The organism is Teichococcus aestuarii, assembly GCF_042651065.1.
Classification (GTDB): Bacteria; Pseudomonadota; Alphaproteobacteria; order Acetobacterales; family Acetobacteraceae; genus Pseudoroseomonas; species Pseudoroseomonas aestuarii.
In genome coordinates this window covers 15,397-28,834 of the sequence record NZ_JBHSCH010000036.1, presented here as the reverse complement: position 1 = coordinate 28,834, position 13,438 = coordinate 15,397, and the positions used below count along the sequence as shown (strand labels likewise).

Sequence of the window (13,438 nt, the reverse complement as noted above, 5' to 3'; positions counted from 1 at the left end):
TTTCAGCACAGGAACGATCACGAATGGCCCGACCGCCCCGCCCGCGCCGCGCCCTGGCCGCCGAGATCGCGGCCGCCATCCGCGGCGGCGCCTACCGCGCCGGCGAGTGGCTGCGCCAGGTGGACCTGGAGGAGCGCTTCGGCGCCACGCGCTTCGACATCCGCGCGGCGCTGGCCGAGCTGGCGCTGCGGCAGACGGTGGAGCATGTGCCCAACCGCGGCTTCCGCGTCGCCACGCCGGACCGCCAGCGCATCCGCGACATGCTGGCGGTGCGTGCCCTGCTGGAGGTGGAGGCGGCGCTCACCGCCCTGCCGCAGCTGGACGCCGCCGCCCTGCGCCTGCTGGAAGCGAAGGCCGACGCCTTCGACCGCGCCGTGGCCGAGGGCACCCCGGCGAGCCAGAGCGCCACCAATCTCGACTTCCACGACACGCTCTACGGCTTCTCGCCCAACCGCGCCCTGGTGGAGGTGGCGACCGAGACGCGCGACCGCGCCCGGCTCTGGCCGCTGGTGCTATGGCCTTCCATGCAGTCGCTGCGGCGCAGCGCGGAGGGCCACCGCGAGATCCTGGCCGCGCTGCGCGCGGGCGACGCCGCGCGGGTGGCCGCCAGCGTGCGGTCGCACATCCTGGGCTCGGCCGCCAACCAGCCTGTGGAGGAGGGCTGACCCGCGCTACTGCGCGTAGTCGGGCTCCTCGCGGCCCAGGATGCGGTGCCAGGCGTCGAGGTGCAGCCGCGCATCCAGCTTCTCGCCCCAGGGGCCATGGTGGTGGCGGCGCAGCCCCTCGGGCAGGCGGTGCAGCGGCTGGCCGGTCTGCATCGCCGTCATCTGGTACATGGCCGTGCGCTCGGCGATGTAGCATTCGTCGAAGGCATCATGCACGGTGGGGCCGACCACGGTGACACCATGGCCGCGCATCACCATCACGCTCTTCTCGCCCATCAGCCGGGCGATGCGGTCGCCTTCCTCGTTCACATGCACCGGCTCGTCGCCCTCGCGGTCATAGACGATGCGGTCGTTGAGCAGGAGGTTGTTGTGGTGCGAGAGCGCCAGCTCGGCATCCCGCAGCAGCGAGAGCGCGGTGAGCCAGCGCGGATGCACATGCACCACGCAGGCCGCCGCCGGGTTCTGCAGGTGGATGCGCGCATGGATGTGGAAGGCCACCTTGCGCAGCTCGCCGCGCCCCTGCAGCACGCGCCCCTCGAGGTCGCAGACGATGAGGTCGCTCGCCCGAAGCTCCTGGAACAGGTAGCCGCGCGGGTTGATCAGGAAGCGCGTGGCGCTGCCCGGCAGCATCAGGCTGTTGTGGTTGCCGATATGCTCGTTCCAGCCCAGCCGCGCGGCGACGCGGAACACGGCCGCCATGTCGCGGCGCAGGGCCCACTCCGCCTCCTCGTCGGCGCTGCGGCTGAGGCTCTCGATCGTCGCGGCCATGCGGGTCTCCTCCGCGGGCAGCCGGTTCAAGGCGCCCCTGCTGGAATACCGTCCGGGAACGAAAGGGTCCACGAGACGGGAAGGAATGGCAAGGCACAATCGGAGGCCTTCGCAACTTTGCCGGCAGCAGCGGGAACGTTCCCAAATGGCAGGATTCCTTGACGGCCCCTGCGTTCCGGGTCGCCCTGCAATCGGGCAGGCCGTCCAGCCCTTGTGCAATGCAGCGTCCTCACCGGGCGCCGCGGCATCGCTTCCCCGCGCATTCGCAATGAATTCCGGTTGACGGGCCGCACCACTGACCGGCAGCCTTCCGGGCGCCGTGCTCCGGCGATCCCATCCAGCGACTGGGGGAATTGACGATGAAGCGTGCCTTCACGACCGGATGCGCCCTGCCGGCGCTGTTCGCAGCCACCCTCCCGCTCCTGACCGCGGGGCCGGCCGCCGCCGCGCCCTTCGCCTGCCCGAACCGGGGCGGGAACCTGGTGTTCGGCCAGGAGGCCAACGTCAACAGCCTGGACCAGATGACGTCCAGCACCATCTCCACCCGCAACATCGCGATGAACATCTACGAGTCGCTCGTCACGCGAGACGAGAACAACAAGCCCATCGCCGAGCTGGCCGAGAGCTTCGAGGAATCGCCCGACAGGCTCGCCTACACCTTCCGGCTGCGGCAGGGCATCACCTTCCACAACGGCAAGCCGATGACCTCGGCCGATGTGGCGGCCTCCTTCGATCGCTACAAGCGCATCGGGCTGCAGCGCAGCACGCTGGACAACGTGGCGGGCTGGGAGACGCCGGATGCCGGCACCTTCGTCATCCGCATGGCGCGCGCGCAGCCCACCTTCATCGAGGCGCTCTCCTCCTTCAGCGTGCCGATCGTCATCATCCCCGCCGAGCACAAGGATGATGCGCCGCAGCAGCTCCGCCCCGTGGGCACCGGGCCGTTCCGCCTGGTGGAGTTCACGCCCGGCAGCCATGCCCGCCTCGCGCGGTACGACGGCTACAAGCCCAACACCGCCTATGAGCAGGCCACCGGCTTCGGCGGCTACAAGCTGGCCTGCCTGGACAGCGTGACCTTCCGCATCGTCACCGAGGCCTCGGCCCGCGTGGCCGGGCTGGAGACGGGCGAGCTGCAGGGGGTGGAGGACATCCCGACGCAGTCGGTCGAGGCGATGCGGAAGAACCCGAACGTCACGGTGCTGCCGCTGAAGAACTGGTGGATCCAGATCGCGCTGCCCAATGTCGCCCACCCGCCGACCGACAACCTCAAGTTCCGCCAGGCCGTGCAGGCCGTGCTGGGCATGGAGGACATCATGGATGCGGCGACAGACAACAACTACACGCTGAATGTCGGTTTCCAGTTCCCCAACCAGCCCAGCTACACGGATGCGGGGAAGGAGACCTACAACATCAACGACCCGGACCGGGCGAAGCGGCTGCTGCGCGAATCCGGCTACAAGGGCGAGCCCATCGTCATCCTGACCAACCGCGACTATGCGCCGATGTACAATGCGGCGCTGGTCATGCAGCAGCAGATGCAGGCTGTCGGCATCAAGGCCGAGCTGAAGGTGGTGGACTGGCCGACCTCGGTGCAGATGTCGCAGAAGGTGAACAGCACCGAGTGGCACTTCTTCCACAGCGGCTGGGGCACGCAGCCGGCGCTCGGCGCGCTCGCCACCATGCAGTTCCTGGCCGCCCCCGGCGCCAACTACCGCCCGCGCGACGACAAGCCGGACCCGGATGTCGAGGCCGCCTGGTCGGACATGAACACCAAGCCCACCGAGGCCGAGCGCAACGCCGCCTTCGCGCGGATGCAGAAGCTGGTGCTGGAGCGGGCCTATGCCTACCCCTTCGGCTCGCTCACCAAGGTGCAGGCGGTGCGCGCCAATGTGCAGAACTTCCGCCCCTTCCGCATCCCGCGCTTCAGCAATGTCTGGATCAAGCCATGAGGGCTGAGCGGGGGAGGCGGATGCGGTGATCGGCGTCGCCCTGCGCCGCATCGGCAGCGCCGTGCCGGTGCTGCTGCTGGTCAGCCTCATCACCTTCGGGATGATGCGGCTGATCCCGGGCGACCCGGCGGCGGCCATCGCCGGGCTTTCCGCCACCCAGCGCGAGATCGAGCAGATCCGCGCCGATCTCGGGCTGAACGAGCCCTTCCTGGTGCAGCTGCTGCGCTGGTATGGCGGGCTGCTGCAGGGTGATCTCGGCCGCTCCATCCTGATGGGCAAGGGCGTCGTCGCCGTCACCTTCGAGCGGCTCCCGGTGACGCTCGGCCTTTCCGCCTATGCGCTGGTGCTGACGCTGGCCATCGGCCTGCTGGCGGGCATCCTCGCCGCGCTGCGGCAGAACACGCTGATCGACCAGCTGGCGATGATGTTCGCGATGATCGGCATCTCGGTGCCGAGCTTCTTTCTCGGCCTGCTGATGATCATCCTGTTCTCGGTGCGGCTCGGCTGGCTGCCCACCGGCGGCTACATCCCCTTCGGCGAGGACCCGTGGGGCTGGTTCCGCAGCGCCACCATGCCGGCCATCTCGCTGGCGCTGCTGCAGGCGGGGCTGCTGGCGCGCATCACCCGTTCCACCATGCTGGAGGTGATGCGGCAGGACTACATCCGCACCGCCCGCGCCAAGGGGCTGCCGGGGCGGCAGGTGGTGTTCAAGCACGCCCTCGCCAACGCGATGATCCCGATCACCACCGTCATCGGCATCATCATCAGCCTGCTGCTCTCCGGCGCGGTGGTGACGGAGGCGCTGTTCTCCATCCCCGGCATCGGCGGGTTGCTGACGCAGGCGGTGCTGAACCGCGACTACCCGCTGGTGCAGGGCGGGCTGCTGCTGGTCACTGCCTTCCTCGTCCTCGTCAACATCGGCATCGACATGCTCTATGCCTGGCTCGATCCGCGGGTGCGCTATGAGTGAGACGGGTGCCCTGCCGCTGGAAGCCACCCTGGCCGCGCCGGAGACCGAGCCGCGGCGCCGCCATCCGGCCTGGGCCACGCTGCGGCGGCTGTTCCGGCACCGGCTCTTCGTCACCGGGCTGGTGCTGTTCGGCATCATCGCCTTCATGGCCGCCGCCGCGCCGTGGATCACCGACGCCAACCCGAACCGCCTCTCCATGCGCAACAAGTTCCAGCCGCCGGGCGGGGACTGGGTGTTCGGCACGGACAATTTCGGCCGCAGCCTGTGGTCGCGCGTCGTCTGGGGGGCGCAGCTCTCGGTGATGATCGGCCTGTCCGTCGTCGCGCTGAACGCCGTGTTCGGCACGCTGATCGGCGCCCTGGCCGGCTATTTCCGCCGGCTCGACAACATCCTGATGCGGGTCAACGACGCGCTGATGGCCTTCCCCGCCATCCTGCTCGCCATCGGCGTCACCGCCATGCTGGGGCCATCCACCTTCAACGTCATCCTGGCGCTCGGCATCGTCTACATCCCGCGCACGGCCCGCATCGTCCGCGCCTCGGTCATCGTGCTGCGGGAGATGGAGTATGTGCAGGCCGCCGTCGCGGCGGGGGCGGGGCACTGGCGCATCCTGCGCCACCACATCCTGCCCAACGCCATGGCGCCGATGATCGTGCAGCTCTCCTTCCTCTTCGCCTATGCGGTGCTGTCCGAGGCCACGCTCTCCTTCCTCGGCCTCGGCGCGGTGCCGCCGACGCCCACCTGGGGCAACATCATGGCCGAGGGGCGGGACTTCATGCGCGACGCGCCCTGGATCATCGCCATCCCCGGCGTGACGCTGATGATCACCGTGCTCGGCCTCAACATGCTGGGCGACGGGCTGCGCGACGTGCTCGACCCCCGGCTGAGGATCCAGCAATGAGCCTGCTCGACATCCGCGGCCTGACCACCGCCTTCCAGACCGAGCGCGGCGAGATCACCGCCGTCGAGGACATCAGCTTCAGCCTGGAGGAGGGCGAGATCCTCGGCATCGTGGGCGAGAGCGGCAGCGGCAAGAGCGTCACGGCGCTCACCGTCATGGGGCTGCTGCCGCGGCCGCCGGCGCGCATCGTCTCGGGCTCGGTGCGCTTCGCCGGGCAGGAGCTGACCGGCCTCTCCGAGCGGCAGATGCAGAAGGTGCGCGGCCCCGGCATCGCCATGATCTTCCAGGAGCCGATGACCTCGCTCAACCCGGTGTTCCGCATCGGCGAGCAGATCACGGAGACGATCCGCGCGCATGAGCGCCTCTCCACCCGGGCGCTGCGCGACCGCGCGGTGCGGATGCTGGAGAAGGTCGGCATCCCGTCCCCCGCGCGGCGGCTCGACGACTATCCGCACCAGCTCTCCGGCGGGCAGCGCCAGCGCGTGATGATCGCCATGGCGCTGGCCTGCAACCCGCGCCTGCTGATCGCCGACGAGCCGACCACCGCGCTTGACGTGACGATCCAGGCGCAGATCCTCGACCTGCTGATGGACCTGCGCGACGAGTTCGGCATGGCCATCATGATCATCACCCACAACATGGGCGTCGTCGCCGAGACGGCGGACCGGGTGATGGTGATGTATGCCGGCCGCGTGGTGGAGGAGGCGCCGGTCGGCACGGTCTTCGACGCGCCGCTGCACCCCTACACCCGGGGGCTGCTCGATTGCGTGCCCTCGCTCTCGGCCGCGAAGCCAAGGCTGGTGGCCATCCCCGGCAACCTGCCGGAGCCGGCGCGCCGTCCCTCGGGCTGCCGCTTCCGGCCGCGCTGCGGGCTGGCGGTGCCGGCCTGCGCCGCCGCCATCCCGCCGCTCGACCCGCACGGGCCGGAGCACCGCGTGGCCTGTATCCGCGCCACGGCCGAGGTGGCGGCATGACGCGCCCGCTGGTCGAGGCGGCGGCGCTCTCCAAGCACTTCACCCTCGGCGGCGGCGGGCTGTTCCGCCGCCCGGGCGAGACGCTGCGCGCCGTGGACGGCGTGGATCTGCGCATCATGGAGGGCGAGACGCTGGGGCTGGTGGGGGAATCCGGCTGCGGCAAGTCCACCCTCGGCCGGCTGCTGATCCGGCTGATCGAGGCCTCGGACGGCCAGGTGCTGTTCGACGGCGCCGACATCACCGGCCTGCCGCCGGCCAAGCTGCGCAGCCTGCGCCGCGCCATGCAGATCATCTTCCAGGACCCCTATGGCGCCCTCAACCCGCGCATGGCGGTGGAGGACATCGTCATGGAGCCGATGGTGATCCACGGCGCGAAGCCCGACGCCGCGGCGCGGCAGCGCGTGGCGGCGATGCTGGAGCTGGTCGGCCTGCCGCGCCAGGCGGCGCTGCGCTTCCCGCACGAATTCTCCGGCGGCCAGCGGCAGCGCATCGGCATAGCCCGCGCGCTCGTGCTGCGGCCGCGCTTCATCGTCTGCGACGAGGCGGTCTCGGCCCTCGATGTCTCGGTGCAGGCGCAGATCGTCAACCTGCTGCAGGACCTGCAGGGGGAGATGGGGCTGACCTACCTGTTCATCGCGCACGACCTCTCGGTGGTGCGCCACATCTCGGACCGGGTCGCGGTGATGTATCTCGGGCGGGTTGTGGAGATCGCTCCCAAGGCCGCCATCTACGACGCCCCGATGCATCCCTACACCCAGGCGCTGATCGCCGCCGTGCCGGCGCCGCATCCGGCCGGGCGCGCCGCGCGCCGCGCCGCCCGGCTGCGGGTGGAGGGCGAGATGCCGAGCGCGCTCAACCTGCCGCCCGGCTGCCGCTTCCACACGCGCTGCCCGCACGCCATGGCGGTCTGCCGCAGCGTCTCCCCGCCGCTGCGCGAATACGCGCCCGGCCACAGCACCGCCTGCCACCTGCACGACCCGCAGCACCGCCCGGCAGCCACCGAGGAATTCGCCGCATGAGCCAGACCGCCCGCACCCGCATCCTCTGCGATGTCGATTTCGAGCGGGACGGGATGCAGACCGGCTATCTGCGCCTGTTCCACTCCTCGCACGCCTCCGCCTATGGCTTCCTGCCCATCCCGATCGTGGTGATCCGCAATGGCGAGGGGCCCACGGCGCTGTTCGTCTCCGGCAACCATGGCGACGAGTATGAGGGGCAGGTGGCGCTCGCCAATCTCGTCCAGGCCCTGAAGCCCGAGCAGATCCGGGGCCGCGTCATCATCCTGCCCACCGCCAACTATCCGGCGGCCATGGCCGGCAACCGCGTCTCGCCGGTGGACAACCTCAACCTCAACCGCATCTTCCCCGGCGATCCGGATGGCAGCGTCACCCAGCAGATCGCCTGGTTCATCAGCGAGCAGCTCATCCCGCGCGCCGACCTGGTGTGCGACCTGCATTCGGGCGGCTCCTCGCTGCTCTACACGCCCTGCGCGCTCACCGGCCGCACGGCGGACCCGGCGCTCTACGAGAGGCAGCTCGCGGCGCTGAAGGCCTTCGGCGCGCCGCTGGCCTATGTGCAGGGCCGCGCCCAGGGGCAGGGGGGCAACCAGACGCTGGGCGGCATCGCCGAGCGGCACGGCATCCCGAGCCTCGGCACCGAGCTGGGCGGGGCGGGCGCCGTCTCCCGCGAGGGGCTGGCCATCGCCGAGCGGGGGGTGCGCAACCTGCTGGTCCATCTTGGCATCCTGCCGCCCGAGGCGCGGATCGCCGCGCCGGAGACGCGCATCGTCGGCCTGGGCGGGCAGGACCACTTCGTCTATGCCGAGGAGCCGGGGCTGTTCGAGCCGCTGGTGGAGCTGGGCGAGGCAGTGCGGGCCGGCCAGCCCGCGGCCCTGCTGCACACGCCGGAGACGCCGTGGAAGCCGCCGCTGGAGCACCGCTTCCCGATCGACGGCCTGGTGCTCTGCAAGCGGCAGCCCGGCCGCAGCCAGCGCGGCGACTGCCTGTTCGTGCTGGGCGGCGCCCTGCCGGGCTGAGCCCGGCCTTCAGCCGCCGAGGCGGGCGGCGACCTGGCGGATCATCTCCAGCAGGCGCGGGCCAGCCGCCTCCAGCCGCCCTTCCTCCGCCGCGGCGCCGATGGTCGAGCAGCTGAAGCTGAACACGCCCTGGCCGCGCGGGTCGATCAGCGGCGCGCCCACCGCCGCCACATCCGGGCGCAGCTGGCCGATGACGATGCAGAAGCCCTGCCGCTCCAGCTGTGCGAAGGAGTACCGGACCGCCGCCTGCTCCGCCGGCCAGGCCGCGCCGGCCCGCTGCCGCAGCCGCTCCAGCGTCTCCGCCTGCTGGCGGCGCTCCATGGCGAACAGCGCCGCATGGCCCAGCGCCGTGCGGGCGATGGGGAGGCGCGCGCCCATCTCGCTCGCCACCACCACCTGCCCGGCCATCTGCGCCAGTTCGAAATGCAGCATCTCGTCGCCCACCGGCATGGCGAGGTCCACCGGCAGGTCGATCGCCTCGCTCAGCGCCCGCATCAGCGGCGCCGCGACGCTGCGGATGTCGAGATGCGCCAGCCGCGACAGGCCCAGCCGCAGCGCCGCCGGGCCGAGCTGCCAGCCGCCGCGCTCCAGCCGCTCCAGATAGCCCATCGCCGCCAGGCTCAGCGCTAGGCGCGAGAGGGTGGAGCGCGTCAGCCCCAGCCGCTCCGCGAGCGCCTGACCGGAGAGCGGGCGCGGCGCGGCGGCGACGGCTTCCAGGATCTGGAAGCTCTTGCGCACGGCGGTCGGCACGGTGTCGGCGTCAGGGGTGGTCACAGGCGGAGGATAGCAGGCCGGGCCTCGCGGTAAATCCTGTATTTTGGGAAGCGATCCTGCATATTGACATCGTTGTTCAGCCGTCCTGTCCTGTCGCCGCAGCCTCGCATGCGTGAAAGGGCACCATGACCGTCCCGCTGACCGGCTATCTCGACCGCATCTCCGCCCGCCCCGGCGAGAGGCTGGCGGTGAAGGTCTCCTCCACCCTTCCGGGCGATTACGAGGCCGATCTGGTGCGGGTCATCTCGGGCGACCCCAACCCGGCCGGTCCCGGCCTGATCCTGCGGCCGGTGCCGGCGGCTTTCGCGGGGCGCTATCCCGGCCGCTTCCAGCCGACGCATCTCGGCTCCTGCGCCCTGGTGGCGGCGATGGAGGGGATGGCGCTGCCCCCCGACCCGAGACGGGGCCTGACGCTGGGCCTGCGGGTGCAGCCCTGGCTGCTGACCGACCAGCCCGCCGTGCTGATGGCGCGGCAGGATGCGGCCGGCCATGGCTGGCGCCTCAGCCTCTCCAAGGCCGGCCCGGTCTTCGAGGCGCAGTGGCCCGGCGGCCATGCAAGCTGCGCGCTGGCGGCACCGCCGCTGCCCCGCGCCTGGTACGCGCTGACGGTCGAGATCCATGACGGCACCGTGCGCCTCAGCCAGGCGCCGCTGCGCCAGGTCTGGGGCGCGGGCGGCGATGCCGGCGCGGCCGAGGCCGCCGGCTTCCGGCTGGACACGCTGCCCGCCGCGCCGCTCAGCATCGGCGCCGCCTGGCGCGACGGCGCCCCGCAGGCGGTGTTCGACGGCCGCCTCGAAGACCCCTTCCTGTGCACGGGCGAGGCGCCGCCGGCCGGGCCGGCGGAAGGCCCCGGCCTGCTGGCCTGGTGGGATTTCTCCATCGGCATCGACACGCAGTCGGTGGTCGACCGCGGCCCGCGCGGCCTGCACGGCCGGCTGGTGAACCTGCCCACCCGCGCCGTGCGCGGCTCCCGCTGGGATGGCAGCGCCATGGCCTGGACCCAGGCGCCGCGCCACTACGCCGCCATCCACTTCCACGCCGATGACCTCGCCGATTGCCGATGGGAGACAGATTTCCACGTGGAGATCCCCGCCGGCCTGCCCAGCGGCGCCTATGGCGTGCGGCTGCGCGCCGGAGGGCAGGAGGACATCATCCCCTTCTATGTGCTGCCGCCGCGCGGCACGGCGACGGCGCGCGTGGCGTTCCTGGCCTCCAGCTTCACCTACCAGGCCTATGCCAACCATGCGCGTGGCAATGCCGACGCGGCCTACCGCGCCCGCCGGGACGCATGGGGCGCCTATCCGCACAATCCGGACGACCACCGCGACTACGCCCACTCCACCTACAACCGCCACCCGGACAACAGCGGCGTGGCGCTCTCCTCGCGGCTGCGGCCCATCCTCACCTGGCGGCCCGGCTTCCTCACCTTCAACGACGCCCGCGGCTCCGGCCTGCGCCACTACCCGGCCGACACCCACCTGATCGCCTGGGCCGACGCGCTGGGCATCGAAATGGACATCCTCACCGACGAGGATCTCGACAATGAGGGGGTGGCGCTGCTGCGCCCCTACAAGGTGGTGCTGACCGGCTCCCACCCCGAATACCACACCCCCGGCACGCTCGATGCGCTGCAGGAGTATGTCGGCACCGGCGGGCGGCTCTGCTACCTGGGCGGCAACGGCTTCTACTGGCGCGTGGCGCGGCGGCCGGACCTGCCGCATGTCATCGAGGTGCGCCGGGCCGAGGGCGGCATCCGCGCCTGGGCGGCCGAGACGGGCGAGTACTACCAGCAGCTCGATGGCGGCTATGGCGGCCTCTGGCGCCGCAACGGGCGGCCGCCGCAGATGCTGGCGGGCGTCGGCTTCTCCAGCCAGGGGCTGTTCGAGGGCTCCCACTACCGCCGCCTGCCGGATTCCCGCGCGCCGGACATGGCCTGGATCTTCGAGGGGATCGAGGGGGACATCCTCGGCGATTTCGGCCTCTCCGGCGGCGGCGCGGCGGGCTTCGAGCTGGACCGCGCGGACCCGTCGCAGGGCTCGCCGCCCAACATCCGCATCCTGGCGCGCTCGGAGGGGCACCAGTCGCATTTCGTCGCGGTGCCGGAGGAGTTGCTCTCCCACGTCAACACCGTGACGGGTGAGAGGCCGGCGGCGCTGATCCGCGCCGAGATCGTCTATTTCGAGACGGCGCAGGGCGGCGCGGTGTTCTCCACCGGCTCCATCACCTTCTGCGGCAGCCTGCCGCACAACGGCTTCGACAATCCCGTCTCGCGCATGCTGCGCAACGTCGTCACCCGCTTCGCCTCGGAGAGCCTCTCATGAGCCGCATCCTGCACCGCAGCCTGCGCAAGGACCCGCTGCTGGCCGTCTCCGGCCGGGGGCTGATGGTGCAGGGGGCGGAGGGACCGCCGGTGATCGACGCCTCGGGCGGCGCCGCCGTCGCCTGCATCGGCCATGGCGACGAGCGGGTGGTGCGCGCCATCACCGAGCAGGCGCGGCAGATCGCCTATGCCCACACCGTATTCTTCACCTGCGAGGCCGCCGAGCAGCTGGCCGACCTGCTGGTGGGCGAGGCGCCGGGCGGCCTCACCCATGCCTATTTCGTCTCCTCCGGCTCCGAGGCGATGGAGGCGGCGCTGAAGCTGGCGCGGCAGTATTTCCTGGAGACCGGCGAGCCGCAGCGCACGCGCTTCATCGCGCGGCGGCAGAGCTACCACGGCAACACGCTGGGCGCGCTGGGCCTCGGCGGCAACATGGCCCGGCGCGAGCCCTACGAGCCGATCCTGGCCGGCTGCTTCAGCCATGTCTCGCCCTGCTTTGCCTATCGCGGCCAGGAGGCGGGGGAGAGCGACGCCGATTATGTCGCCCGCCTCGCCGCCGAGCTGGAGGCCGAGTTCCAGCGCCTCGGCCCGCAGAATGTCGCCGCCTTCGTCGCCGAGACCATCGTCGGCGCCACCACCGGCTGCGTCACCGCCCTGCCGGGCTACTTCCCGGCCATGCGCGCAGTGTGCGACCGGCATGGCGCGCTGCTGATCCTGGACGAGGTGATGTGCGGCATGGGCCGCTCCGGCACGCTGCACGCCTGGGAGCAGGAGGGCGTCTCGCCCGACATCCAGACCATCGCCAAGGGCCTGGGCGGCGGCTACCAGCCGATCGGCGCCATCCTGGCGCAGGGGAGGATCGTGCGCGCGCTCGCCGAGGGCTCGGGCGCCTTCAAGCACGGGCACACCTACCAGGCGCATCCGGTGGCCTGCGCGGCGGCGCTGGCCGTGCAGCGCATCATCCGCGAGGACGGGCTGCTGGAGAATGTGCGGGCCATGGGGGCGCGGCTCGAGGGCGCGCTGCAGGAGCGCTTCGGCAACCACGCCCATGTGGGCGACATCCGTGGGCGCGGCCTGTTCCGGGCGCTGGAATTCGTCGAGGACCGCGCCAGCCGCCGCAGCTTCGACCCCGCCCGCAAGGTGAACGAGGCGGTGAAGGACGCCGCCATGGCGGCCGGCGTGATGATCTACCCGATGGGCGGCACCATCGACGGTCGCCGGGGCGACCATGTGATCATCGCCCCGCCCTACACGGCGACGGCGGCGGATATCGACCGCATCGTCGAGCGGCTCGGGCAGGCGGTGGAGGCGGCGCTGCCCTGACGCCTCAGGGCCTGACGCCTCAGGGCCTGATGCCTCAGGGCCTGGCCGCCGAGGGCGCGGCGCGGGCCTCCTGCTCGCGCTCGCGCAGGATGCGCAGGGCCACCGCGGCGGCGCTGCGCACATGGGCGCGGCACGCCTCCCAGGCGCCGGCCGCGTCCCGCGCCTCGATCGCCTCCACCACGCGGCGGATCTCGGCCACCGTGTCCGGCAGCCGGCCGGGGTCGGAGAGCGAGGTGGCGCGGAGCTGGGTGTTGCGGTTGATGATGGCCTCGAACATCCGCCCCACCAGCGGGTTGCGGCTGCCGCGCATCAGCACCTCGTAGAAGTCCCGCTTCAGCCCGAGCAGCACCGCCTGGTCGGCGCCGCGCGGCGGCAGGGCGGCCAGCGCCTCGTAGATGCGGCGCAGCTCGGCCCGCTCCGCGGCGGAGGCGCGCAGCGCGAAGCCTTCGCCGGCCAGCGCCTCCAGCACGCCGCGCACCTCGTAGACCTGCTCCGCCTCGGCCGGCGAGAGGAAGCTCACGAAGGGGCCACGGTTGGGGATGGTGGTGACCAGCCCCTCCGCCTCCAGCAGCCGCACCGCCTCGCGCACCACGCTGCGGCTGGCGCCGAACAGCTCGCACAGCATGCGGTCCGGCAGGTGCTGCCCGGGGGCGAAGCGGCCGTTCATGATGGCGTTCCGCAGGCCTTCCTCGACCTGCTTGCGCATCGGTCGCGGCACCACGCGCAACGCCATGTCCTCCGTCATCGGCCTTCCACCGC

The 13,438-nt window shown here is 71.6% G+C and carries 12 protein-coding genes; 9 read left to right on the top strand and 3 right to left on the bottom strand.

What is annotated here, in order from left to right; genetic code table 11:
• The first annotated feature begins 23 nt into the window (after positions 1-23).
• Positions 24-665 carry a GntR family transcriptional regulator gene (locus ACFOY6_RS14380; RefSeq protein ID WP_109517081.1) on the top strand — a complete coding sequence of 214 codons (642 nt, stop codon included), beginning with the start codon at positions 24-26 and terminating at the stop codon, positions 663-665.
• A 6-nt stretch (positions 666-671) separates the two neighbouring features.
• Here ACFOY6_RS14380 and ACFOY6_RS14375 read toward each other — a convergent pair whose 3' ends face one another.
• Positions 672-1,433, bottom strand: a complete 762-nt coding sequence (locus ACFOY6_RS14375; protein WP_109517080.1) for a class II aldolase/adducin family protein — start codon at positions 1,431-1,433, stop codon at positions 672-674.
• A 359-nt stretch (positions 1,434-1,792) separates the two neighbouring features.
• On the opposite strand from ACFOY6_RS14375, the gene ACFOY6_RS14370 reads away from it, so the two are divergent.
• From ACFOY6_RS14370 to ACFOY6_RS14345, 6 genes are read left to right on the top strand one after another with little or no spacing between them, the layout of a single operon-like run.
• Positions 1,793-3,382: an ABC transporter substrate-binding protein gene (locus ACFOY6_RS14370; protein WP_379637174.1), complete on the top strand. Its 1,590-nt coding sequence runs from the start codon at positions 1,793-1,795 to the stop codon at positions 3,380-3,382.
• 25 nt (positions 3,383-3,407) lie between these two features.
• Positions 3,408-4,352: an ABC transporter permease gene (locus ACFOY6_RS14365; protein WP_181378106.1), complete on the top strand. Its 945-nt coding sequence runs from the start codon at positions 3,408-3,410 to the stop codon at positions 4,350-4,352.
• The gene (locus ACFOY6_RS14360; RefSeq protein ID WP_379651432.1) at positions 4,345-5,253 is read left to right on the top strand and encodes an ABC transporter permease; all 909 of its coding nucleotides are present in this window, start codon (positions 4,345-4,347) and stop codon (positions 5,251-5,253) included. The genes ACFOY6_RS14365 and ACFOY6_RS14360 overlap by 8 nt, the downstream gene beginning before the upstream one ends.
• Positions 5,250-6,227, top strand: a complete 978-nt coding sequence (locus ACFOY6_RS14355) for an ABC transporter ATP-binding protein (protein ID WP_379651430.1) — start codon at positions 5,250-5,252, stop codon at positions 6,225-6,227. Before ACFOY6_RS14360 ends, ACFOY6_RS14355 begins: the two co-directional genes overlap by 4 nt.
• The gene (locus ACFOY6_RS14350) at positions 6,224-7,246 is read left to right on the top strand and encodes an ABC transporter ATP-binding protein (protein ID WP_379651428.1); all 1,023 of its coding nucleotides are present in this window, start codon (positions 6,224-6,226) and stop codon (positions 7,244-7,246) included. Before ACFOY6_RS14355 ends, ACFOY6_RS14350 begins: the two co-directional genes overlap by 4 nt.
• Positions 7,243-8,262, top strand: a complete 1,020-nt coding sequence (locus tag ACFOY6_RS14345; RefSeq protein ID WP_379651426.1) for a succinylglutamate desuccinylase/aspartoacylase family protein — start codon at positions 7,243-7,245, stop codon at positions 8,260-8,262. The genes ACFOY6_RS14350 and ACFOY6_RS14345 overlap by 4 nt, the downstream gene beginning before the upstream one ends.
• Positions 8,263-8,271: 9 nt before the next feature.
• Here ACFOY6_RS14345 and ACFOY6_RS14340 read toward each other — a convergent pair whose 3' ends face one another.
• Positions 8,272-9,036: an IclR family transcriptional regulator gene (locus ACFOY6_RS14340; protein WP_379651424.1), complete on the bottom strand. Its 765-nt coding sequence runs from the start codon at positions 9,034-9,036 to the stop codon at positions 8,272-8,274.
• A 125-nt stretch (positions 9,037-9,161) separates the two neighbouring features.
• On the opposite strand from ACFOY6_RS14340, the gene ACFOY6_RS14335 reads away from it, so the two are divergent.
• On the top strand, positions 9,162-11,357 hold the full coding sequence (locus ACFOY6_RS14335) for a N,N-dimethylformamidase beta subunit family domain-containing protein (protein ID WP_379651422.1): 2,196 nt from the start codon (positions 9,162-9,164) through the stop codon (positions 11,355-11,357).
• Positions 11,354-12,679 carry an aspartate aminotransferase family protein gene (locus tag ACFOY6_RS14330; RefSeq protein WP_379651420.1) on the top strand — a complete coding sequence of 442 codons (1,326 nt, stop codon included), beginning with the start codon at positions 11,354-11,356 and terminating at the stop codon, positions 12,677-12,679. The genes ACFOY6_RS14335 and ACFOY6_RS14330 overlap by 4 nt, the downstream gene beginning before the upstream one ends.
• 34 nt (positions 12,680-12,713) lie before the next feature.
• On the opposite strand, the gene ACFOY6_RS14325 is transcribed toward ACFOY6_RS14330, so the two are convergent.
• Positions 12,714-13,424 carry a GntR family transcriptional regulator gene (locus tag ACFOY6_RS14325; RefSeq protein WP_379651418.1) on the bottom strand — a complete coding sequence of 237 codons (711 nt, stop codon included), beginning with the start codon at positions 13,422-13,424 and terminating at the stop codon, positions 12,714-12,716.
• Positions 13,425-13,438 lie beyond the last annotated feature (14 nt).

What these genes read in the sequence shown, in the direction of transcription:
- ACFOY6_RS14370 (WP_379637174.1), top strand. Translation starts at nt 1,793, where the DNA reads ATGAAGCGTGCCTTCACGACCGGATGCGCCCTGCCGGCGCTGTTCGCA.
- ACFOY6_RS14360 (WP_379651432.1), top strand. Translation starts at nt 4,345, where the DNA reads ATGAGTGAGACGGGTGCCCTGCCGCTGGAAGCCACCCTGGCCGCGCCG.
- ACFOY6_RS14350 (WP_379651428.1), top strand. Translation starts at nt 6,224, where the DNA reads ATGACGCGCCCGCTGGTCGAGGCGGCGGCGCTCTCCAAGCACTTCACC.
- ACFOY6_RS14380 (WP_109517081.1), top strand. Translation starts at nt 24, where the DNA reads ATGGCCCGACCGCCCCGCCCGCGCCGCGCCCTGGCCGCCGAGATCGCG.
- ACFOY6_RS14355 (WP_379651430.1), top strand. Translation starts at nt 5,250, where the DNA reads ATGAGCCTGCTCGACATCCGCGGCCTGACCACCGCCTTCCAGACCGAG.
- ACFOY6_RS14330 (WP_379651420.1), top strand. Translation starts at nt 11,354, where the DNA reads ATGAGCCGCATCCTGCACCGCAGCCTGCGCAAGGACCCGCTGCTGGCC.
- ACFOY6_RS14325 (WP_379651418.1), bottom strand. Translation starts at nt 13,424, where the DNA reads ATGACGGAGGACATGGCGTTGCGCGTGGTGCCGCGACCGATGCGCAAG.
- ACFOY6_RS14335 (WP_379651422.1), top strand. Translation starts at nt 9,162, where the DNA reads ATGACCGTCCCGCTGACCGGCTATCTCGACCGCATCTCCGCCCGCCCC.
- ACFOY6_RS14375 (WP_109517080.1), bottom strand. Translation starts at nt 1,433, where the DNA reads ATGGCCGCGACGATCGAGAGCCTCAGCCGCAGCGCCGACGAGGAGGCG.
- ACFOY6_RS14345 (WP_379651426.1), top strand. Translation starts at nt 7,243, where the DNA reads ATGAGCCAGACCGCCCGCACCCGCATCCTCTGCGATGTCGATTTCGAG.